Origin of the sequence: Xanthobacter oligotrophicus (assembly GCF_008364685.1) — a bacterium.
Taxonomy (GTDB): Bacteria; Pseudomonadota; Alphaproteobacteria; order Rhizobiales; family Xanthobacteraceae; genus Xanthobacter; species Xanthobacter oligotrophicus.
Genome location: NZ_VTTL01000004.1, coordinates 189016 through 209554 on the forward strand (window position 1 = coordinate 189016; position 20539 = coordinate 209554).

Consider the following 20539-nt stretch of genomic DNA (forward strand, 5'->3'; position numbering starts at 1 on the left):
TGAATATTATTGGCGGAGTCGGGTGCCTGAGGGGGCTCGGCTTGTCGGGGGCAAGTCGGCTCTGGGGCAAGTCGGCGTTGTCCTCACGCCCCCGTCACCTTCACCGACGCATTGGGCGTGATCTTCACGGTCTTCGCGCCGGCCACGTAGCGCTCCACCACCTCCCAGATGGGCGGGCCTTCCACGGTCTGGGCGACCGACGCCCAGCCGGCGACCGTATAGGTCTTGTCCGCCTCCAGCGGCTTGCCGGTCTTCAGGAAGGTGAGGTCGGAGATGCGCTGGCCGACGCCCTTCGACACGTCGATGGCGTAGCCGACGCCCCCCACGCGCACCATGTCGCCGCCGCCCTGGAAATAGGGGTCGGGATGGAAGATGTTGTCGGCCACATCCTCCAGCACATCCTTCAGCTGCCGGCCAGTCATGGTGTTGCGGTAGCAGGCCGGATAGGTGATGGCGGTGGCGTTGGAGATGGTCTCGAAGGTGATGGGATCGCCCGGCAGCAGCGTGCCGCCCCAGCGAAAGCCGGGGGAAAGGGCGATCTCCGCGTCCCGCTCCTGCAGGAGCGCGTCGCAGATCATGTCGTCGAAGGTGCCGTTGAAGTTGCCGCGCCGGTACAGCAGGCTTTCCGCCCGGCCCACCTCGCGGGCAAGGTCCTTGGCGAACGGCGCGCGGATTTCCGTCACCAGCTTCGTCATCTCCGGATCGGGCGCGATCACGTCCGAGAACACCGGGATCAGCTGGAACCTGTAGCCGGTGACCCTCTTGTCCTGGACGTCGAGATCGAGGCGGGACAGGAACTTGCCGTGGGAGCCGGTGGCGATCAGCAGGGTCTTGCCCACCTCGGTGGCGGCGGGCATGGCATCATGGGTGTGGGCGGTGAGGATCACGTCGATGCCCTTCACCCGCGCGGCCATCTTGCGGTCCACGTCGAAGCCGTTGTGGGAGAGCACCACCACCACGTCGGCGCCGCCGGCGCGGGCGGCATCCACCTGCTTCTGCATCTCCTCCTCGCGGATGCCGAACTCCCAATCCGGGATCATCCAGCGCGGGTTGGAGATGGGGGTGCGCGGGAAGGCCTGGCCGATGACGGCGATCCTGGCGCCGCCCTTCTCGAAGGTCTTCACCGCATCGAACACCGGCTCGCCCCATTCGGTGGAGCGCACATTCTGGGCGAGGAAGGCGAAGGGGGCCTGCTCCTTGATGGCTGTGACCCGGTCGGCGCCGTAGGTGAACTCCCAGTGCCCGACCATGGCCTCCAGCCCGAGGGCGGAGAATACCCGCACCATGTCCTCGCCCTTGGTCTGCAGCGACGACCACGAGCCCTGAAGCCCGTCGCCGCCGTCGAGCAGTAGAACCTTGTCCGCCCCCCGCTCGGCGCGGATGGCCTTGATGAGGGTGGCGATGCGGTCCACTCCGCCCATGCGGCCATAGCTGCGTGCAAGCGCCGTGAAGTCCTCCGAGGTCAGCGCATAGGCGTCGCGCGTGCCCGGCCTGATGTTGAAGTAGTTGAGGAAGGCGATATCGGTTAAGTGCGGCGGCACGCCCCGCGCATCGCCGACGCCCAAATTGATAGACGGTTCACGGAAGTAGAGCGGATTGAGCTGGGCGTGGATGTCGGTGACGTGCAGAATGGTGAACGTGCCGATCCTGCCGAACTTCAACAGGTCATTCTGGGTCAATTGCCCGCCGATGGCCTGCGCCAGCCCCGGTCCCGAGGCGGCGAGAAGGCCGGCGAGCGCCGTCCCGGCGGACAGAAAATCGCGCCTTGAGATCATGGTGATCGCGCTTTCCAAAAGTCATGGGAGTGGCGTCGTCCGGATCAGTGCGTGATCCGGATGTATAGCGCTTCCGAAAGCTGGATGAGTGGCGGATTTTTGCTTTGACGTCAGGCGACGGTGAGCTTGGCGGTGGCCTTCTGCTCGGCGCCAGCGTCGTCCTTCCAGGAGAAGGTGAACTCGCCGCTCTCCCTGGCCTTGTAGAAGAAGGACTGGAAGGGATTGGCCGAGATCGCCGGGAACCATTCGGCGGTGAAGAAGGTCTTGCCGTTGAACGCGGCCTGGAAGCTGTTGATGATGTCGCGCGGCACCGTCTTGCCGGCGGCATCCTTGCGCTGGCCGCTTTCCATCTCGTGGGAAATCAGGGTCTTGATCTCGATGATCTCGCCGGCTTTCGCCTGGGCGGGGACGCGCACGCGGGGCGCGGACTTGATGGCCATGGGTATCCTCCCGATATTTCAGGTGGGGCGATTGTCGCCCGCGATTATTGTGATTCGTTTTGAGATTTACTCAGCCGCCGCAGCCGCCGATGGTGACCTTCACCTGCGACCTTGCGGAAAACAGCGCACCGGAGGACATTTCCGCCACCGCGATCACATTCTGCGTCTGCGCCAGCCGCATCCGGGCAGAAGCCGACGCCTTCCCGCTCTCCGGCGTGAAGGTGTAGGTGACCACCTGGGGAAGCGGGTTACCGTCGGCGAACACGTGGACAGACTTGACGAAATCGGCTTCCGTCATGGGGCTGTCCACGTCGATGTTGATGGGCACGACGAGGCCGTTCTCGGCGATCTCCGGCACGTCCAGCTTGATCTTGCCTTCGCCCATGGCCTTGCCGCCAAACAGCTTTTTCATCTCCTCCGCCACCTGCGCCTCGGTGGCGAAGCTCATGCGCGGCGCCAGCACCGCGGCGAGGGCCGCAACGCCTGCCAGCTGCAGCGCCCGGCGGCGGGTGGCAAGAAGGGGTGAATCCATGTGAAGGGTCATCCGTTTCCTCCTGGGGGGCCCCTGGATGAGGCCTTAAATGCTTATTTTTGCTTGATGATTGAAGGCAGGCGCACCGCGCCATCGCCAATCAATTTCACATATTGTGATATCGATTTCTTTGAATGTAAAGTAGCCTCCATCGGGTCATCGCGATTGCCTATCACTGGCCGCCGCGGGGCCGAAGGCCGTTGCGTTTCAAGGGCTTCACCAGAAAGCCCGGCGCCTCGGCCCGTCAAGACCGGGAGGATATATGCGACCCAAAGTCCCGTTTCTCACATGTCTGTGCGCCCTCGCTCTCCTCCTCGCCCCTACCCTGCGGGCCGGCGCCCAGGAGGATGCGAGCGAGAAGGAAATCGAGCGCTACCGCGCCATGATCAACGATCCCATGGCCAATCCCGGCTACCTCGCGGTGGACCGGGGCGAGGCCCTGTGGGCGGAAAAGCGAGGCACGAAAAACGTTTCCCTGGAAAGCTGCGACCTCGGTCTGGGAGCCGGAAAGCTGGAGGGTGCCTACGCCACCCTGCCGCGCTATTTCGCCGACGCCGACAAGGTGATGGACCTGGAGCAGCGGCTCTTGTGGTGCATGGACAAGATCCAGGGCCTCGACATCAAGCCGATCATGGCAAAGCCTTTTTCCGGGCCGGGCCGAGGCTCCGACATGGAGGATCTCGTCGCCTTCATCGCCAACAAGTCCAACGGCATGGCGATCGCCGTGCCGCTCGATCATGCCAGGGAGAAGGAGGCCTATGCTATTGGCGAGGCGCTGTTCTTCCGCCGCTCCGCCATCAATGATTTCTCTTGCTCCACCTGCCATGCGGACGCCGGCAAGCGCATCCGCCTGCAAGGCCTGCCGCAGCTCGACAAGCCCGGCAAGGACGCGCAGTTGACCATGGCCTCCTGGCCCACCTACCGGGTCTCCCAGAGCGCGCTGAGGACCATGCAGCATCGTCTGTGGGACTGCTACCGCCAGATGCGCATGCCCGCGCCCGACTACGGCTCAGAGGCAGTCACGGCACTCACCGTCTTCCTGAACGCGCAGGCGGCGGGCGGCGAGCTCAACGTTCCGTCCATCAAGCGCTGAGGGGAGAGGCATCATGAAGAAGATACTCATCGCCGCCGCGCTTGTTCTGCCCGGCTTGGCCCATGCCCAGCAGATTTCGCCGGCGTCGCCCGTCGTGGTGGACCGCGTGGTGAAGGAAAGCTTCACCAACCTTCCCGACGGCTGGGCGCAACGGCTCGTGCCGGACGAAACCATGCAGCTGTGCTCGGTGACACGGAACCAGCCCTCGGCCAAGGAGGCGGACGCCATCATGGCGCGGGAGGCAAAGACCGTGAAGCTGCCCGAGGGTAGCGTCATCGGCAGCTGGAAGGAGGGGGAGAAGGTCGCGCAGAACGGGCGCGGCGGCCAGTTCTCCGATCCGCCGGGCACGGTGAGCGGCGGCAATTGCTATGCCTGCCACCAGATGGACCCGCGCGAGGTGAGCTACGGCACGCTTGGCCCCAGCCTCACCAACTACGGCGCGGATCGCAAGTTCGCGCCGGCCGATGCCAAGGCCGCCTATGCCAAGGTGTTCAATCCGCAGGCGGCCTTCGCCTGCTCGCCCATGCCGCGCTTCGGGCACAACGGGGTGCTCAGCGAACAGCAGATCAAGGACGTGGTGGCGTATCTGTTCGACCCCGACTCACCGGTGAACAAGCCGGTGAAATAGCGCCGCCCGTCCGCTTCCTCCCGGGCCCCGCTTCGCGCGGGGCCTTTTTTCAGGTGCGGCCCCGGCGGGCGAGAAAGGCGTCGAACGTTCCGTCCTTGTAGGCGCCCTCGGCCACATAGCGGAACATGGCGGCGAACTCCGTCTGCGGCAGTAGGCCGGGCAGGCGGGCCACCTCCTTCGCCGTTCCGCCGTCCAGCGCGAAGAACTGGAAGGTGGGCGTGGCGCGGATGCGCTCGCGCTGTCCGAACGCCTTTTCGGAGAGGCGGGCGCCGTCGAAGGCCGTCACCTCGCGGGCGCCGAACAGGTCGAGATGGACGATGTCGAACGCTGCGCGGATGGGGTCGGCGAGAGCGGGATCGGCGAAATAGACGGTGTGCAACGTCTTGCAATAGATGCAGCCGCGCTGGCTCCATTGCAGGGCGAAGTGGCGCCCCTTCGAGATGGCAGCGGAAAGATCTTCGGAGAGGTCGAGGAAGCTGTCCAGGTACCAGTTCTGCGCATAGAGGCCGTCATCGCCGAGCCGCGTCACGGCCTTCGCCGCGCCGGGCGTGAGCGCTGTCGCCGCAAGGCCGGAGGCGCCACGCAGGAGGCCGCGGCGGGTGAGGTGGGATGCATCCGACATCAAGGTCCCTCCGGGGTTTGCGTCAGCCGATGGCGCCGAGGGCCGGCACCTGGTCCATGAGCCATTGGGCGACCTCGGGCATGAAGCCGGTCATGAAAGCGAGGCCGGTGAGGATGAGAAGCGCGCCGGCCACCTTCTCGATGAGGCCCAGACGCCGCCGCGCCGCTGCCGCCCAGGCGAGGAAGGGGCCCGTGAAGGCTGCCGCGATCAGGAACGGGATGCCGATGCCGGCGGCATAGACCGCCAGCAGCGCCATGCCCTTGCCCACCGAGGCTTCCGCACCCGCCACCATCAGGATGGCGGCGAGCACCGGCCCGACGCAGGGCGACCAGCCGAAGCCGAAGGCGAGGCCGATGAGATAGGGGCCGACGAGGCCCGCAGGCGTAGTGGCGGCATCGATCTTCGCCTGGCGGTACAGCAGGGGAATGCGCACGAGGCCGGTCATGTGCAGGCCGAACAGCACCAGCAGGACGCCGGAGACGAGGGTGAGCGCCTCCACATGGCGCATCAGCATCTGGCCGAGGGTGGAGGCGGTGGCACCCAGCAGGATGAAGACGGTGGAGAAGCCGAGAACGAACAGAGCCGCTGCGGCGATCACCCGCCGGCGCGGCGCGGCCTGCCCTTCGCGACCCGCGACCGTCCCGGTGAGAAAGCCCAGATAGGCGGGCACCAGCGGCAGCACGCAGGGTGAGGCGAACGACAGGAGCCCGGCTAGGAAGGCGCCGGGCAGGCCGATATCCAGCGACATGATCCTCCCTCCCGCATGCGTTGAGCCGATGCGGTTTCCGAGCTTGCTCAAGATATATGCGAATGCGATAATATGAGAAGTGAAATCGCGCTTCTGGAGCGTGGAATATGCGTCGCGCCTTGTCCTTGCTGGCCCTCATGGGCGTCCTTGCCGTCGTGCTCGGTGCGGCGGTGCCCGCGCGGGCGAGCGAACTGGTGATGTTCGAGCGCAAGGGCTGCGTTTACTGCCTCCAGTTCGATCGGGATGTGGCGCCCATCTATCAGAAGACCGAGGAAGGCCGTCGCGCACCGCTGCGCCGGGTGGACCTTTCCGGCGGGGTGCCGGCGGATGTCGCGCTTGCGCGGCCGGTCCGCTTCACGCCCACCTTCGTGCTCGTGGATGAAGGACGCGAGGTCGGGCGCATTACGGGCTATGCTTCAGATGAAGCCTTCTGGGGTCTGCTCGGCGCGCTGACGCAACAGGGCGCGCCCAAACGGCCGTGAGGCCGGAGAGCATCGTCGATTTGTGAGAGGTTCGAGACCATGCCGCCCATCGTGTCCACGCGGATCGAGGACGAACTGCGCGAAGGCCCGGAGATTTCGCCGGAACTCGACCAGCTCATGCGCAACGCGCGCAAGGCGAGCGATTTCCTCAAAGCCCTCTCCCACGAGAACCGGCTCTTGCTGCTGTGCCTGCTGGCCGAGCGCGAGCGGTCGGTGACCGAGCTGGAGAATATCCTGTCGCTGCGCCAGCCTACGGTGTCCCAGCAACTGGCGCGGCTGCGGCTGGACAATCTCGTCACCACGCGCCGCGACGGCAAGACCATCTATTACAGCCTCGCCAATGACGACGTGCGGCGGGTCATCTCGGTGATCTACGACATGTATTGCGGGTCGGCACGCGCCGACAAGAAGTAAGACAAAACAGCGCCGGGCCGGCGACGGGACGACACAAGTCCTGCGCCTGCCATCTACGGGAGGAGGCGGCGCATGGATATTTCAAGCCCCTGGTGGACCGCGCTCGCGGGCCTCCTGGTGGGAGGCATCGCGGGTTTCTGCGTGTTCCGCGCCCGGCTGTGCACCTTCGGCGCCCTCGAGGACGCCATGGTGGGCCAGGATTGGCGGCGCATGAAGGTGTTCGCCCTCGCTCTCGGCCTTGCCATCGCCGGGACGCAGGCGCTGGCCCTCGCCGGCATCCTCGCGCCCGAACGCACCAATTACGTGCCCATGGCGCTGCCGTGGCTCGGCATCCTGCTGGGCGGGCTGCTGTTCGGCCTCGGTATGGCGCTGGTGGGCACCTGCGCCTTCGGCTCGCTAGTACGCCTCGGCTCGGGCGACCTGCGAAGCCTCGTGGTGCTGATGGTGTTCGGCGCGGCGGCCTACGCCACCTTGCGCGGGGTCCTCTCCGGCTTCCGGGTGGATGGGCTGGAACGCGTAGCTCTCGCCCTTCCCGCCGGCACGCAGGCGGATCTTCCCTCCCTCATCGGGCGGGTCTCGGGACAGGATCTGCGCGGCTGGATGGGGGCGCTGGCGGGCCTCGTCCTGATCCTGCCCGCCTGCGCCGACCGCCGCCTCCGGCGCGCACCCCGGCTGATGACCGCCGGCGTCGTGCTGGGCCTCGGCGTGGTCGCGGGATGGCTGGCCACAACCCTTCTGGTGGACGAGTTCGCCCACCCCACGGCGCCCCAGAGCCTCACGTTTGTGTCGCCGGTGGCGCGGACCCTGTTCGGCCTGCTGTTCGACCAGGCGAGCCTTGCCGAGTTCGGTGCCGGCAGCGTGTTTGGCGTGGCGCTGGGCGCGTTCGCCGCCGCGCGGCGGTCAGACGGCTTTCGCTGGGAGGCGTTCGACGATCCGCGCGAGATGAAGCGCCATCTCCTCGGCGCGGTGCTGATGGGCGTGGGCGGCATCCTGTGCGGGGGCTGCACCATCGGGCAGGGGCTGACGGCGGGATCGCTTCTGGCCTTGTCCTGGCCGCTGGCCATCGCCGGCATGGTGGTGGGCGCGCGGCTCGGCATCGCGCTGCTGATGGAGGGGTCGTTCATCCACGCGGTGCGCGGCATGATCGAGGCGCACGGGCGCTGGCGGGCGGGGCCCTGATACCCAGGGCCGATGAGTTCGGCTCGTCGGCCCTTGGCCAAGCCCGCGCGGCTCCTGAGCGCACCCCTCTCGGCATCGGTCAAAGACCGAGGCCGTTGGTATGACGCATATCCTTTCAAATCGCGCGGGACATGAAAGCCGACTGAAAGTTTGGGTGGCTTAGAACGATCCACGGCCACCTTTCGCCAACGGGTGCCGCAAGACCAAGAGAATGCCGCAAGGCATCACCATTCGAGGAAACGCGCGCGCAAAGCGCCCTTCAGGGAAGGCCGACCCATGCCCCATTTCTCCCCGTTCCGCCACGCGGGACGCAGCCTGCGCGTCGTCGCCGGGTCGTTCATCGTCGCCGCCGGCCTGCTGTCTGCTGGCGCGGCGTCGGCGGAAAAGCTCACCATCATCGTTGGCGGCATGGAAAAGCAGATCTATCTGCCGGCCGTGCTCACCCGGGAGCTGGGCTACTTCAAGGACGAGGGGCTTGATGTCGAGCTGATCAACACCCGCGCCGGCGTCGAGGCGGAAAACGAGCTGCTTGCCGGCGCCGTGCAGGGCGTGGTGGGCTTCTATGACCACACCATCGACCTCCAGGCCAAGGGCAAGTTCCTGAAGTCCGTGGTGCAGTTCAGCCAGGCACCGGGCGAAGTGCAGATGGTCTCGGCGAAGTTTTCAGACCAGATCAAGTCGCCCGCCGACTTCAAGGGCCACACCCTGGGCGTGACTGGCCTCGGCTCCTCCACGGACTTCCTCACCCGCTATCTCGCCGCGCGGGCGGGCCTGAAGCCCGGTGACTTCTCCCTGCTGCCGGTGGGCGCGGGCAATACCTTCATCGCGGCCATGAAGCAGGACCAGATCCAGTCCGGCATGACCACGGAACCCACCATCGGCCAGCTGGTGAAGACCGGCGTCGCCAAGATCCTGGTGGACATGCGCACCCCCGAGAAGACCGTGGCGGCGCTGGGCGGTCCTTATCCAGCCGCGTCCTTCTATGTGCAGTCGTCCTGGCTCGACAGCCATCCTGAGGACGCGCAGAAGCTTGCCAACGCCTTCGTGCGCACCATGCGCTTCATCGCCAGCCACAGCGCTGCCGAGATCGCCGAGAAGATGCCCAAGGATTACCTCGTGGGCGACAAGGACCTCTACATCCAGGGCCTCGCCGAGGGCAAAGCCCAGTTCACGCCGGATGGCCGCATGCCGGCGGATGGCCCGGAGACGGTGCTGAAGGTGCTCGCCGCCTTCTCGAAGAACGTCCAGGGCAAGCAGATCGACCTGTCGAAGACCTACACGACGCTCTTCGTGGACAACGCGGCCAAGACGCTGGGCAACTGAGCCTTAGGAATTGACGCTGGGCGCCTGACCTTCGGCGCCCGCCGTCCCGAACCAAGACCCGCAAACACCCGCAAGACCAAGGTCGCCGCGCGGCTGACGCCGGCGATGGGAGGAAACGCATGTCTCTTCAAGCCGTGGCGGACGTGCGTCCGCCAATCATGCCCGCCGCCGCGCTCTCGCCGGCCATCGAGCTGGAGAACGTCACCCGCCGGTTCCTGACGCCAAACGGCAAGTCCATGACGGCGCTGCGCGATTTCACCATGACGGTGGATCGCGGCGAGTTTGCCTGCGTGGTCGGCCCGACCGGTTGCGGCAAGTCCACTACCCTCAACCTCGTCACCGGCCTCGCCAAGCCCAGCGCCGGAGAGGTGCGGGTGATGGGTGGCCCGGTGGAGGGAATCCACAAGGACGTGGGCTTCGTGTTCCAGGCGGACGCGCTGTTCCCGTGGCGCAGCGTGCTCGACAATGTGGCGGCCGGCCCGCTCTATCGCGGCCTTCCGAGGAAACAGGCCTACGAGAAAGCGCGCGACTGGATCGCCCGCGTCGGTCTCTCCCGATTCGAGAACCACTACCCGCACCAGCTCTCCGGCGGCATGCGCAAGCGCGTGGCGCTGGCCCAGACCTTCATCAACGAGCCGAAGATCCTGCTCATGGACGAGCCCTTCTCGGCTCTCGACGTGCAGACCCGCTCGAACATGCAGGACGAACTGCTGGACCTGTGGTCGGGCTCCGGCGCCTCGGTGGTGTTCGTCACCCACGATCTGGAAGAGGCGGTGGCGCTGGCCGACAAGGTCTATGTGCTCACCGCCGGCCCCGCCACGGTGAAGAGCGTCTACCAGATCGACCTGCCGCGCCCGCGGGTGATGGAGGAGATCCGCTACGACACCGCCTTCGTCGAGAAGTGCCGCACCATCTGGAGCGACCTGCGCGAGGAAGTGCAGATCGGCCAGCAGCGCACCCTTGAAACCGGCCACTGAAGACAGGGAGGACTTACAATGACCATGCAGGCAGAAGCCCCGTCCGCCCCGTTCAAGGCGGCCCCCCGCGCGATTCCCACCGAAGCCGAGATCGAGGCCAAGGCCCGCGCCCGCCTCAAGGCCCGGCGCACCCTCGTCATCTCTCTGCGCATCGCCATCCTGGTGGCGGTGCTGGGCATCTGGGAGCTGGGCGCGCAGACCGGCTTCATCGATCCCTTCTTCTTCGCCAGCCCCTCGGGCATCGCCGAGCAGATCTGGGTATGGATGACCGAAGGCACCTCGCAGGGGTCGCTCTGGGTGCAGATCCTGGTCACGCTGGAAGAGACCGTTCTCGGCTTCTTCATCGGCGCCATCGGCGGCGTCGTCTGCGGCATCGTGCTGGGCCGCAACAAGCTGCTCGCGGACGTGTTCTCCATCTACATCAAGATCGCCAATTCCATCCCGCGCGTGGTGCTGGGCTCCATCTTCATCATCGCGCTGGGCCTCGGCATGGCGTCGAAGGTGGCGCTCGCTGTGGTGATGGTGTTCTTCGTGGTGTTCGCCAACGCCTTCCAGGGCGTGCGCGAGGCCGACCGCGCCATGATCGCCAATGCCCAGATCCTTGGTGCCTCGCCGTTCCAGATCACCACCTCGGTGATCATCCCCTCGGCCATGAGCTGGATCCTCGCCTCCCTGCACGTCTCCTTCGGCTTCGCGCTGGTGGGTGCGGTGGTGGGTGAGTTCCTGGGGGCCAAGCAGGGCGTCGGTCTGCTCATCGCCACGGCGCAGGGCGCGTTCAACGCCAACGGCGTGTTCGCGGCCATGATCATCCTCGCCGTGCTGGCGCTGGTGATGGAGTTCTTCATCACCCTGGTGGAGAACCGGCTCGTGAAGTGGCGGCCCGTGCCCTACAGCGAGCAGAACTGAGGAACGGGTAGTCGTCGGAGACCCTGTCGGCGAGCGAGGGCACCCGGTCTGGCGATCAGGCGCCCCGGATGCCATCCTCCAACCTGCCGGTGGCGGAAGCTGCCGGCAGACGCATTTCCACCCTCAGCCCGCCGGCTTCCGCCGTGCCGAGGCTGAGGGTCCCGCCGGCGCCGTCCACCACCTCGCGCACGATGGAGAGGCCGATGCCCGAGCCCTCGCCGGGGGTGCCCGGCACGCGGTAGAAGCGCTCCCACACCTTGTCGCGCTCTTGCGGTGGGATGCCCGGCCCGGAATCCTCCACCAGCAGCACTGCCCAGCCGTCGTCCGCGCGCACGCTGACCGCGACGCTGCCGCCCGAGGGCGTGTAGCGCAGGGCGTTCTCCACCAGATTCACGATGGCCTCGCGGGTCATGGCGCCGTCGCCCCGGGTGAGCACGGGGGCGTCCGCATCCAGGGCGAGGTCGATGCCACGCTCGATGGCGAGGTCCACCAGCCCCTCCAGCACCAGTCGCGCCGACGCTGAAAGGTCGATCTCCTCGTCGCGCGGCCGGCGGCTGCCGGGTTCCGAGCGGGACAGGGTCAGCAACTGGCTGGCAAGGCGCGCAAGACGCCGCGTGCTTTCCTGAACCCCGGACAGGGCCTCCTCACGCTCGGCCGCATCGGGGGTGCGGCGGGCATAGGTGACCTGGGTGGCGAGCAGGGCCAGCGGCGTGCGCAACTGGTGCGCCGCATTGGCGACGAAACGGCGCTGCGCCGCCATCTGCCCCTCCACGCGGGCCATATAGGTGTTGAGGGCGGCCACGAGCGGCCTCAGCTCGCTCTGCACCGCCGCATCGGGGATGGGGGCGAGGTCGTCGCGGCCCTTGTTCATCACGGTGTCGCGCAGGCGCAGCAGCGGGGCGAGGCCCTGCCTGAGCCCCACCAATACAAGCAGGCCAGCGGCGGCGAGCAGCACCAGCTGCTGGCTGAAGCCGCCCACCCACAATTCCCGCACCATGGCGGCGTGGCCTGCCAGCGTCACCCCCACCACCACGGTCACGCGTTCCCCGTCATGGGCGCCCACCACCGGATACTGGAGCGCCACGAGGCGCAGCTCCTGGTCGCGGTAGGGGGCGGAGAAGTGCAGGGGAACACCTTCCTTCGGCGTCGCCTTCGGCCGCGGCAGGTCGGGATACCCGGTCAGAAGACGTCCCTCGGCGGTGTCCACGCGGTAATAGACCCGGTCGCGGTGGCCGGTGTCGAACATCTCCAGCGCCACGGGCGGAATGGTGGCATCGATCACCCCCCGGTCGAGGCGCACATCCTCGGCGATGGCGCGGGCGGAAGCATCCAGCGTGCGGTCGGTTACGAGGTCGGCGGTAGCGCGGGCCTGGTGCCCGCTGGTCCATACATTGAGCGCCACCAGCCCCGCCAGCGGCAGCAGCAGCCAGCACAGGAGCTGGAGGCGCAGGCTCTCAATGCGCATCGTGTTGCAGCAGGTAGCCGAGGCCGCGCAGGGTGACGATGCGCACGTCGCTGCCTTCCAGCTTCTTGCGCACGCGGTGCACGTAAATCTCGATGGCGCTGGGATCGGCGAGGTCGTCGAGGCCGAAGATGCTCTGGGAGAGCTGGGTTTTGCTGACGGTCTGCCCCGATTTCATCAGCAGGATCTCCAGCACCGCATGCTCGCGCGGGGTGAGGGCGAGCGGGGCGTCGGAGAGGGCGAACAGGCGGGTGTTGGTGTCGAAGGCCAGCGTCCCGCAGCTGATCACCGGGTCTGGCCGCCGCGCCGAGCGGCGCAACTGCACGCGGATGCGGGCTTCCAGCTCGGCGATGTCGAAGGGCTTGGCGAGATAGTCGTCCGCCCCCTCGTCGAGGCCGGCGACGCGCCCGTCGAGGCTCGCATTGGCGGTGAGGATGATGACCGGCACGGCATCCTTGCGGCTGCGGATGCGGCGCAAGAGCTGCATGCCGTTGATCTTCGGCAGCGTGAGGTCGAGAATCACCAGGTCATAGACGGCAACGGCGAGCGCGTGGTCGGCCTCCTCACCGTCGTGGAAGACGTCGACCACGTAATTGTCCTGCCGCAGGATCTTCGCCAGCCAGCCGGCGAGCTCCAGATTGTCCTCGACCAGAAGAAGGCGCATGCGTTTCCTGTCCCGGCGGGCAGACTAATGCCAACGGCCTCGGTCTTCGACCGATGCCGAGAGGGCCACGCTCAGGCGCCGCGCGGGCTTGACCAATGGACCATGAGAAAAGCTCATGGTCCATTGGTAAAATGCAGCACCCGACCGCCGAGAAGGGCGATTCCTCCGGCCTAAGGGGCGGCGACGTTCACCGGGTGGCCGGCGGCGAAGGCCTCGATGTTGGCGATGAGCTGGTCCGCCAGCGCCTGCTGCGCCTCGATGGAGGCCCAGGCCACGTGGGGCGTCACGATGGCCTTCGGGTGGTGGGCAAGGCGCATCACCGCGCTGTCGGCGGGGGGCGGCTCGGGCATGGCGACATCGATGCCGGCCCCGGCAACCTGGCCGGCGTCGAGTGCTGCGATCAGCGCCTCCTCGTCCACGAGGCCGCCACGGGCGGTGTTGACGAGGATGGGCCGTCGGCCCATGCGCGCGAATTCGGGCGCGCCGATCAACCCGCGCGTTTCGGGCGTCAGCGGGCAGTGCAGGGTGAGCACGTCCGCGGTCTCGATCACCTCGGCGAACGGCATATAGCCGGGCCGGGCCTCGCTCGCGCCCTTGCGGCCGGCGAACACCGGCTCCATGCCGAACGCGCGTCCGAGGGCCGCCACCTGCTGGCCGAGATCGCCCGAGCCGAAGATGCCGAGCCGCCGGCCGTGAAGATCGATGATGGGATGGGTGTGGAAGCAGAACTGCCCCGCCGCCTGCCATGCGCCGGCCCGTACGTCCGCTGCATAGGGCACGATGGCGCGCGACAGGGCGAGGATGAGCGCGAAGGTGTGCTCCGGCACGCTCGCCTTGGCGTAGCCGCGCACGTTGCTCACCACGATGCCGGCGGCGGCGCAGGCCGCCTTGTCCACGCAGTCGGTGCCCGTGGCCGCCACCGCGACCAGGGCGAGGCGCGGCAGCCGGGCGATGGCTTCGGCGTCCAGCCGCACCTTGTTGAGGATGAGGATGTCCGAGTCGCGGGCACGCTCCATCAGTTCGTCCGGCGCGGTGCGCTCGTATTCCACCCAGTCGTGGGCGAAGGCCGGGCGCGCGAGCGTCACGGCCGGCGCCAGCGTCTCGCGATCGAGGAAGACGATGCGCGGGACGCGGCCCTGGGGCGGGAAGGGCGCGTTCACAGCCGCGCCCGCGCCGCATCCGCCACGGCAGCAGGGGTAATGCCGAAATGGCGGAATAGCTCGTCGGCAGGCCCCGATGCGCCGAAGCCGCTCATGCCTACGAAGGCGCCGTCCGCGCCGATCCAGCGTTCCCAGCCGAGCTTCACCGCCGCCTCCACCGCAACCCGCACTGTGCCCGGTCCGAGGACCTCCCAGACATAGGCCTCGTCCTGCTGCTCGAAGATTTCCCAGCAGGGCATGGAAACCACGGCGGTGGGGATGCCCTCCGCCTGGAGAAGATCGCGCGCCCGGACCGCCACGTCCACCTCCGAGCCGGTGGCGATCAGCGTCACCCGGCGCGGGCCGCCCTCGGCCGCACGCAGCACATAGGCGCCACGGGCGGAGCGGTTCTCGCTCGAGTCACGACGCTGGGCCGGCAGGGCCTGCCGCGAGCAGATGATGGAGGAGGGGCCGTCGCGGCGGGCGAGCGCCAGCTGCCAGCATTCGGCGGTCTCCACCGCGTCGGCGGGGCGGAACACCGCCATGTTGGGCATGGCGCGGAGCGAGGCCAGGAACTCCACCGGCTGGTGGGTCGGCCCGTTCTTGCCGATGCCGATGCTGTCGTGGCTGTAGAGGGTGATGACTGGCAGCTCCATCAGCGCCGACATGCGTAGCGACGGGCGCATGTAGTCGGAGAAGACCAGATAGGTCGCGCCCAGCGGCAGCACGCCGCCATGGGCCACCATGCCGTTCATCATCGACCCCATGGCATGCTCTCGGATGCCATAGTGGATGTAGCGCCCGGCCGGGTTCTCGGCGGTGAAGGCGTCGAGGCCGCGCTTGCAGTTGGTGGGGCCTTCCAGATCCGGCGCGCCGGGCAGCAGCTCGGGCACGAGGCCCGCGAGCAGGTCCACGATGTCGGCGGTGGACTGGTTGGACGACTGGGCGGGCGCCGCCGCAGCAAGGGCCTCGGCATGGGCGTGGAGTGCCGGCAGCACGCCCGCCGGCAGGTCGCCGCGGATCAGCCGCTCAAATTCGGCGCGGGTGTCGGCGGGCAATGCGGCGACGCGGGCCTGCCAGGCGTCATAGGCGGGTCGGTTGCGCTCGGCGGCGCCGGCCTGCCACGCGGCGGCGACATCCTGCGGCACCTCGAACGGGCCGTGGGTCCAGCCGGCGGCGGCGCGGGCTTCCACCACATCCTCGGGGAACACCCGTCCGCCATGGGCGCCGCGCTTGCCTTCGAGGCGCGGCAGGCCTTTGCCCAGCACCGTGCTGCAGGCGATCATGGTGGGGCGCGGATCCTGGTTGGCCAGGGTGAGGGCGGCGCTGACCGCCTCCACGTCGTGGCCGTCGGCGTCGATCACCTGCCAGCCGGCGATGCGGAAGCGGGCGCGCACGTCCTCCGAGATGGCGAAGTCGGTGCCGCCATCATCGGTCATGCGGTTGTCGTCCCACAGGAAGGTGAGCTTGCCCAGCTTCAGGTGGCCGGCGAGCGAGATCACCTCATGGGCGACGCCCTCCATCAGGCAGCCATCGCCGACCACCGCATAGGTGCGGTGGTCCACCAGCTCGGGGCCGTAGGTGGCGGAGAGGAAGGCTTCCGCCACCGCCATGCCCACCGCATTGGCGATGCCTTGGCCCAGCGGCCCGGTGGTGACCTCGATGCCGAGCGCCACGTCGCGCTCGGGATGGCCGTGGGTGTGGGCGCCCAGCTCGCGGAAGCGGCGGATCTCCTCCATGGGCATGCCGGCGTATCCGGCGAGGTGGAGCAAGGCATAGATCAGCATGGAGCCGTGGCCGTTCGACAGCACGAAGCGGTCGCGGTCGAACCAGGCCGGGTCGGCCGGATTGCACTTGAAGTGGCGGGTGAACAGGGCCGTGGCCAGCTCCGCCCCGCCCAGCGGCGCGCCGGGATGGCCGTCCTCGGCCTTGGCGATGGCGTCGAGGGCGAGGAAGCGGATGGCGTCGGCCATGCGCCGCGCGGAAGGGGTGCCGTCCTCGGCATTCGGACGCACGGCGGCGTTACCGGCTTCGGCGAAGCCAGTGGAGGCAATGAGCGACATGGGGTGTGACCTTGGCTGGCGCCGGGGCACGGGCCCCGGCGCATCAAAGGGAGATCAGGGCAGGAAGCCGATGGAGAACCACGGAACGGCCGCGACCAGCGCGAGGCCGATGAGCAGGGCCACCATGTAGCCGACGATGGGCTTCATGCCGGCGTCGGGGCTGACCCCGCCGATGGCCGTGGCGCAGTAATAGCCGACGCCGAAGGGCGGGGCGAACAGGCCGAGGCCCATGGAGAGGATCACCACCATGGCGTAGTGCACCTCGTGGATGCCCATGCTGCGTGCGATGGGGAACAGCAGCGGCCCGAACAGCACGATGGCCGGGATGCCCTCCAGCACCGATCCCAGGATGATGAAGGCGATGATGGACACCACCATGAAGGTGCCCGCCCCGCCGGGCAGTCCGCCCATCACCCGCGCCAGCTCCTGCGAGAAGCCGGACTGGGTAAGGGCCCACGCCATGCCAGTCGCCGCGCCGATGATCAGCAGGATGGCGCCGGAGAGCGCCGCCGTGGCGGTGAGCATGGGCATCAGCCGCTTGAAGTCGAACTGCCGGTAGATCAGCAGCCCCACCACCACCGAATAGACGATGCCGATGGTGGAGACCTCGGTGGCGGTGGCGATGCCTTCCATCACCGCGGCGCGGATGACGAAGGGCAGGGCGATGGCCGGGATGGCGATGGCGAGGGCGCGCAGGATTTCCTTGCTGCTCGCCCGGCGCACGCCGGAGAGGTCCTCGTTGCGGTAGCGCCAGCGCACCAGGATGCACAGCATGACGCCGAGCACGACGGCGGGCATCAGGCCGCCGGCGAACAGGGCGGCGATGGACACGCCGGTGACCGAGCCGATGGTGATGAGCACGAGGCTGGGCGGGATGGTCTCGGTCTGCGCGCCGGTGGCGGCGAGCAGGGCCACGAGGTCGCCGGGCTTGGCGCCACGCTTGATCATCTCCGGGAACAGCACCGGGGTCACCGCCGCCATGTCCGCCGCCTTTGAGCCGGAAATGCCCGAGACGAGATACATGGCGCCGATCAGCACGTAGGACAGGCCGCCGCGCACATGGCCGAGCAGGCTGGCGAGGAAGCCCACCATGGCCCGCGCCATGCCGGTCATCTCGATCAGCATGCCGAGGAACACGAACAGCGGCACCGAGAGCAGGATGAGGTGGCTCATGCCCTCGTCCATGCGGCCCACCACCACCGTCAGCGGGGCGTTGGTGGTAAAGGAGAGATAGGCAAGCGTGGCGAGGCCGAACGAGAAGGCGATGGGCACCCCCGCGAACACCCCCGCCGCCACGAGGCCGACGAAGAAGATCACGAGATTGATGTTGCCCAGGGTCTTCAGAAACGGCGTGCCGAGGATGCCGACCGCGGTCAGCGCCGCGAGGAAGGCGACGACGCCGGCCACCTGCATGGGATTGGCGTTGCGGGCGAGCTTCAGCAACGCGACGATGCCCATGAGCGCGAGGCCCACCGGCAGCGCCGCCGCCTTCCACGTGTTGGGCACGTCGAGGGCGGGCAGGGTCACGAACATCTCGTCCTCGGCATATTCGAGGCTGGGATGGAACATGGCCACGAGGAAGATGAGCGGCGCTGCGACGGCGAGCGTCTCCAGCACCGCGCGCCTCGGCAGGGGCAGCGCCCCCACCAGCGCGGTCATGCGCATGTGCTCACCGCGCTGGAGCGCCACCACGGAGCCCAGCATGGCCAGCCAGATGAACAGGACCGAGGCCAGCTCGTCCGACCAGACGATGGGTGAATGCACGAAATAGCGCATCACCACGCCGACGAAGAGCACCACCACTTCCGCCAGCACCAGAAGCGCCGCCGGAATTTCCACCATCTTGATCAGCGTGCGCTCAACCTTGAGCACGCCCTTGCGCCAGCCGCCGGCGGGCTCGTCCGGCGCCAGCATATGGGTATGAGCCATGTTCGGCTCGGTGATTACCGGGTCCGTGATTGCGCGATCCATGACGTCACCCCAGCTTGCCGACGGACGCCTCGAGGAGCGACCAGGCTTCGTTGCCGTATTTGGCACGCCAATCGGCATAGAAGGAAGTCTCGGCGAGCGTCTTGCGGAAGGGTTCGCGATCCACGTCGATGAAGGTGATGCCCTTGGCCGTCAGGTCGGCCCGGAGCGACTGGCTGAGCGCGGCGATGTCGGCTCGCTCATCGACGCCGGAGCGGTCGAACTCGCGCACCAGGATGGTCCGAAGGTCCTCGGGCAGCGCGGCGAAGGCACGGCGGTTGCCAAGGATGAGGTAGCCGTCCCACACATGGCCGGTCATGGAGCAGGACTTCTGCACCTCGTAGAGCCGGGCCGAGGAGATGATGGCGAGCGGGTTCTCCTGCCCTTCCACCACCTTGGTCTGAAGCGCGGAATACAGCTCGTTGAAGTTGATCGGCGTTGCGCCCGCCCCCAGCGACTTGAACACCGAGGTGAGCATGGGCGCCGGTGGGACACGGATCTTGAAGCCCTTCATGTCCTCGGGCGTGCGAATCTCGCGGGTGGAAGAGGTCACCTGCCGGAAGCCGTTGTCCCAGAACTTGATGGGGGCGACGAGGCCGGCCTTGGCGATCTGCTCGCGAATGTAGGTGCCGAGCCCGCCGTCCACAGACTTCCACACCGTCTCGTAGTCCGGGAAGGCAAAGCCGGTGTTCACGATGCCGGCGACCGGCACCAGCGTGGCGAGGATCGAGGCGGAGAGGTTGAACAGTTCCACGCCGCCGGAGCGCACCTGGGTGAGCAGGTCGGTGTCCGAGCCCAGCTGGTTGGCCGGGAACACCTTGATCTCCAGCCGGCCGGAGGTGGCTTCCAGGATGCGCTGCGCGGCTTCCTGGGCGCGCTTGTTGACCGGATGGGTCGGGTCCTGCCCGGTGGCGAGCTTGTAGGTGAATTCGGCGGCGCGGGCCCGGGTGATGATGCCGGCCAGCGGGATGGCGGCCGCCGCGGTGAGAAGGGTGCGGCGGGTGAGGCCCTGCGCAAGGCCCCTGGATGCGGGCGTGTTGGTCATGTGTTTCTCCCTTATTGGCCGCTGTGCGGCCTTCTTGATGTTCCGCGTGTTGGCGGTCGGCGTTCTGCGTGTCGGTGGAGGCGGGTCAGTCCCGGCCCTGCAGGCTGCGATAGGCGCGGATGACCTGGCTGTCGTCGGCGGCGCCGAGGCCGCGACCGGAGACGGAGAGGAACATCTGGTGGGCTAGAGCGGCCATGGGCAGCGCCGCCTTGGCCTCGCGCCCGGCTTCCATCACCAGGCCGAGGTCCTTTACAAAAATGTCCACGGCGCTGGTGACGGTGGGGTCCGCCTCCAGCATGCGGGGGCCCCGGTCGCGCAGCATCCAGCTCGCCGCCGCCGAGCCGCCGAGGATGTCGAGCATGGCAGTTGTGTCCACGCCGAGCCGCTCGGCCAGCGACAGGGCTTCCGCCGCCACGGCGAGGTGCGCGCCGCACAACAGCTGGTTCACCACCTTCGCGGTGGCGCCCTGTCCGGCGTCCTTGCCCACATGCACCACCTTGGCGCCCATGGCGTCGAGGGCCGGCCGGGCGCGGGCGAAGGCGTCATCGCCGGTGCCCACCATGATGGTGAGGGAGCCTGCCGCAGCGCCCACCACGCCGCCGGAGACGGGGGCATCGACGAAGGCGAAGCCCCGCGCTTCCACCTCCGCCGACACCTCGGCCACTGCTGCCGGAGGGCAGGTGGACATGAGCAGGATGGCGCCGCCGGGAGCGAGGGCGTCAAGCACGCCGCCGGAGAACAGCACGTCGCGGGCCTGGGCGATGTTCACCACCATCAGCACGGTCATGTCCGCCCCAGCGCAGGCGGCCGCGGCAGTGTCCGCCGCCTTGCCACCTGCTTCCACGAGGGCGTTGCGGGCCTCGGCGCGCAGGTCGAAGCCGGTGACTTCGAAGCCCCGTGCCACCAGGTTGCGCGCCATGGGCAGACCCATGGAGCCGAGACCGATGAAGCCGATGGCTGTCATTCTTCCTCCCCTTGGCCGCTTTGGGCCATATGGTTTGCTTGGTCCGTCCGCTCTCCGGCGGATCGGGTGGGAAGGGGCGGGCCCCTTCCCGGATCGGTGGTGGCTTAGAGCGTTT

General features: G+C 67.9%; 20 protein-coding genes. 8 read left to right on the forward strand and 12 right to left on the reverse strand.

All coding sequences use genetic code 11. The annotated features are described in order from the left end of the window. Positions 1-83: 83 nt before the first annotated feature. The 3 genes from soxB to soxY form a co-directional block, all read right to left on the reverse strand. Complete coding sequence (gene soxB / locus FZ033_RS07885; protein WP_149575606.1) at positions 84-1775, reverse strand: thiosulfohydrolase SoxB; 1692 nt, start codon at positions 1773-1775, stop codon at positions 84-86. A gap of 110 nt (positions 1776-1885) precedes the next feature. Continuing rightward, positions 1886-2215, reverse strand: a complete 330-nt coding sequence (soxZ, locus tag FZ033_RS07890; protein ID WP_012113545.1) for a thiosulfate oxidation carrier complex protein SoxZ — start codon at positions 2213-2215, stop codon at positions 1886-1888. 70 nt (positions 2216-2285) lie between these two features. After that, the gene (gene soxY, locus FZ033_RS07895) at positions 2286-2747 is read right to left on the reverse strand and encodes a thiosulfate oxidation carrier protein SoxY (RefSeq protein WP_149575607.1); all 462 of its coding nucleotides are present in this window, start codon (positions 2745-2747) and stop codon (positions 2286-2288) included. Between the two features lie 262 nt (positions 2748-3009). Between soxY and soxA the strand changes: the two genes are divergently transcribed. Continuing rightward, positions 3010-3840, forward strand: coding sequence for a sulfur oxidation c-type cytochrome SoxA (gene soxA / locus FZ033_RS07900; RefSeq protein WP_149575608.1), 831 nt, complete (start codon positions 3010-3012; stop codon positions 3838-3840). 13 nt (positions 3841-3853) lie between these two features. After that, positions 3854-4468 (forward strand): sulfur oxidation c-type cytochrome SoxX, encoded by a 615-nt coding sequence (gene soxX / locus FZ033_RS07905; RefSeq protein ID WP_149575609.1) that lies wholly within the window; start codon positions 3854-3856, stop codon positions 4466-4468. A gap of 49 nt (positions 4469-4517) precedes the next feature. On the opposite strand, the gene FZ033_RS07910 is transcribed toward soxX, so the two are convergent. Then, positions 4518-5090, reverse strand: a complete 573-nt coding sequence (locus tag FZ033_RS07910; protein WP_188079374.1) for a SoxW family protein — start codon at positions 5088-5090, stop codon at positions 4518-4520. 22 nt (positions 5091-5112) lie between these two features. Then, entirely contained in the window at positions 5113-5838 is a 726-nt protein-coding gene (locus tag FZ033_RS07915; RefSeq protein WP_149575611.1) for a cytochrome c biogenesis CcdA family protein, read from the reverse strand. 107 nt (positions 5839-5945) lie between these two features. Here FZ033_RS07915 and FZ033_RS07920 point away from each other — a divergent pair, with 107 nt between their 5' ends. The 6 genes from FZ033_RS07920 (at position 5946) to FZ033_RS07945 (ending at position 11119) form a co-directional block, all read left to right on the forward strand. After that, a complete protein-coding gene (locus FZ033_RS07920) occupies positions 5946-6320 on the forward strand; it encodes a thioredoxin fold domain-containing protein (protein WP_149575612.1) in 375 nt (124 codons plus the stop codon). 39 nt (positions 6321-6359) lie between these two features. Continuing rightward, the gene (locus FZ033_RS07925; protein ID WP_149575613.1) at positions 6360-6734 is read left to right on the forward strand and encodes an ArsR/SmtB family transcription factor; all 375 of its coding nucleotides are present in this window, start codon (positions 6360-6362) and stop codon (positions 6732-6734) included. A gap of 72 nt (positions 6735-6806) precedes the next feature. Next, complete coding sequence (locus FZ033_RS07930) at positions 6807-7913, forward strand: YeeE/YedE family protein (protein WP_149575614.1); 1107 nt, start codon at positions 6807-6809, stop codon at positions 7911-7913. Between the two features lie 276 nt (positions 7914-8189). Continuing rightward, positions 8190-9236 (forward strand): ABC transporter substrate-binding protein, encoded by a 1047-nt coding sequence (locus FZ033_RS07935; RefSeq protein ID WP_149575615.1) that lies wholly within the window; start codon positions 8190-8192, stop codon positions 9234-9236. Between the two features lie 158 nt (positions 9237-9394). After that, positions 9395-10213 (forward strand): ABC transporter ATP-binding protein, encoded by an 819-nt coding sequence (locus tag FZ033_RS07940; RefSeq protein ID WP_149575803.1) that lies wholly within the window; start codon positions 9395-9397, stop codon positions 10211-10213. An 18-nt stretch (positions 10214-10231) separates the two neighbouring features. Next, positions 10232-11119 (forward strand): ABC transporter permease, encoded by an 888-nt coding sequence (locus tag FZ033_RS07945; RefSeq protein WP_188079376.1) that lies wholly within the window; start codon positions 10232-10234, stop codon positions 11117-11119. Positions 11120-11174: 55 nt separating this feature from the next. Here FZ033_RS07945 and FZ033_RS07950 read toward each other — a convergent pair whose 3' ends face one another. The 7 genes from FZ033_RS07950 to FZ033_RS07980 form a co-directional block, all read right to left on the reverse strand. After that, a complete protein-coding gene (locus FZ033_RS07950) occupies positions 11175-12584 on the reverse strand; it encodes a sensor histidine kinase (RefSeq protein WP_149575616.1) in 1410 nt (469 codons plus the stop codon). Beyond that, the gene (locus FZ033_RS07955) at positions 12574-13245 is read right to left on the reverse strand and encodes a response regulator (RefSeq protein ID WP_149575617.1); all 672 of its coding nucleotides are present in this window, start codon (positions 13243-13245) and stop codon (positions 12574-12576) included. The genes FZ033_RS07950 and FZ033_RS07955 overlap by 11 nt, the downstream gene beginning before the upstream one ends. Before the next feature lie 170 nt (positions 13246-13415). After that, entirely contained in the window at positions 13416-14405 is a 990-nt protein-coding gene (locus FZ033_RS07960) for a D-2-hydroxyacid dehydrogenase (protein ID WP_149575618.1), read from the reverse strand. Further along, positions 14402-16447, reverse strand: coding sequence for a transketolase (gene tkt / locus FZ033_RS07965; protein WP_232847379.1), 2046 nt, complete (start codon positions 16445-16447; stop codon positions 14402-14404). The genes FZ033_RS07960 and tkt overlap by 4 nt, the downstream gene beginning before the upstream one ends. A 54-nt stretch (positions 16448-16501) precedes the next feature. Beyond that, complete coding sequence (locus FZ033_RS07970) at positions 16502-18361, reverse strand: TRAP transporter large permease (protein WP_408068473.1); 1860 nt, start codon at positions 18359-18361, stop codon at positions 16502-16504. Between the two features lie 61 nt (positions 18362-18422). Further along, a complete protein-coding gene (locus tag FZ033_RS07975) occupies positions 18423-19460 on the reverse strand; it encodes a TRAP transporter substrate-binding protein (RefSeq protein ID WP_149575620.1) in 1038 nt (345 codons plus the stop codon). Between the two features lie 85 nt (positions 19461-19545). Then, entirely contained in the window at positions 19546-20424 is an 879-nt protein-coding gene (locus tag FZ033_RS07980) for an NAD(P)-dependent oxidoreductase (protein WP_149575621.1), read from the reverse strand. Positions 20425-20539 lie beyond the last annotated feature (115 nt).

What these genes read in the sequence shown, in the direction of transcription:
- FZ033_RS07930 (WP_149575614.1), top strand. Translation starts at nt 6,807, where the DNA reads ATGGATATTTCAAGCCCCTGGTGGACCGCGCTCGCGGGCCTCCTGGTG.
- FZ033_RS07910 (WP_188079374.1), bottom strand. Translation starts at nt 5,090, where the DNA reads ATGTCGGATGCATCCCACCTCACCCGCCGCGGCCTCCTGCGTGGCGCC.
- soxZ (WP_012113545.1), bottom strand. Translation starts at nt 2,215, where the DNA reads ATGGCCATCAAGTCCGCGCCCCGCGTGCGCGTCCCCGCCCAGGCGAAA.
- soxB (WP_149575606.1), bottom strand. Translation starts at nt 1,775, where the DNA reads ATGATCTCAAGGCGCGATTTTCTGTCCGCCGGGACGGCGCTCGCCGGC.
- soxY (WP_149575607.1), bottom strand. Translation starts at nt 2,747, where the DNA reads ATGGATTCACCCCTTCTTGCCACCCGCCGCCGGGCGCTGCAGCTGGCA.
- FZ033_RS07935 (WP_149575615.1), top strand. Translation starts at nt 8,190, where the DNA reads ATGCCCCATTTCTCCCCGTTCCGCCACGCGGGACGCAGCCTGCGCGTC.
- soxX (WP_149575609.1), top strand. Translation starts at nt 3,854, where the DNA reads ATGAAGAAGATACTCATCGCCGCCGCGCTTGTTCTGCCCGGCTTGGCC.
- FZ033_RS07950 (WP_149575616.1), bottom strand. Translation starts at nt 12,584, where the DNA reads ATGCGCATTGAGAGCCTGCGCCTCCAGCTCCTGTGCTGGCTGCTGCTG.
- FZ033_RS07970 (WP_408068473.1), bottom strand. Translation starts at nt 18,361, where the DNA reads ATGCTGGCGCCGGACGAGCCCGCCGGCGGCTGGCGCAAGGGCGTGCTC.
- FZ033_RS07975 (WP_149575620.1), bottom strand. Translation starts at nt 19,460, where the DNA reads ATGACCAACACGCCCGCATCCAGGGGCCTTGCGCAGGGCCTCACCCGC.
- FZ033_RS07945 (WP_188079376.1), top strand. Translation starts at nt 10,232, where the DNA reads ATGACCATGCAGGCAGAAGCCCCGTCCGCCCCGTTCAAGGCGGCCCCC.
- FZ033_RS07955 (WP_149575617.1), bottom strand. Translation starts at nt 13,245, where the DNA reads ATGCGCCTTCTTCTGGTCGAGGACAATCTGGAGCTCGCCGGCTGGCTG.
- FZ033_RS07980 (WP_149575621.1), bottom strand. Translation starts at nt 20,424, where the DNA reads ATGACAGCCATCGGCTTCATCGGTCTCGGCTCCATGGGTCTGCCCATG.
- soxA (WP_149575608.1), top strand. Translation starts at nt 3,010, where the DNA reads ATGCGACCCAAAGTCCCGTTTCTCACATGTCTGTGCGCCCTCGCTCTC.
- FZ033_RS07920 (WP_149575612.1), top strand. Translation starts at nt 5,946, where the DNA reads ATGCGTCGCGCCTTGTCCTTGCTGGCCCTCATGGGCGTCCTTGCCGTC.
- FZ033_RS07915 (WP_149575611.1), bottom strand. Translation starts at nt 5,838, where the DNA reads ATGTCGCTGGATATCGGCCTGCCCGGCGCCTTCCTAGCCGGGCTCCTG.
- FZ033_RS07925 (WP_149575613.1), top strand. Translation starts at nt 6,360, where the DNA reads ATGCCGCCCATCGTGTCCACGCGGATCGAGGACGAACTGCGCGAAGGC.
- tkt (WP_232847379.1), bottom strand. Translation starts at nt 16,447, where the DNA reads ATGTCGCTCATTGCCTCCACTGGCTTCGCCGAAGCCGGTAACGCCGCC.
- FZ033_RS07940 (WP_149575803.1), top strand. Translation starts at nt 9,395, where the DNA reads ATGCCCGCCGCCGCGCTCTCGCCGGCCATCGAGCTGGAGAACGTCACC.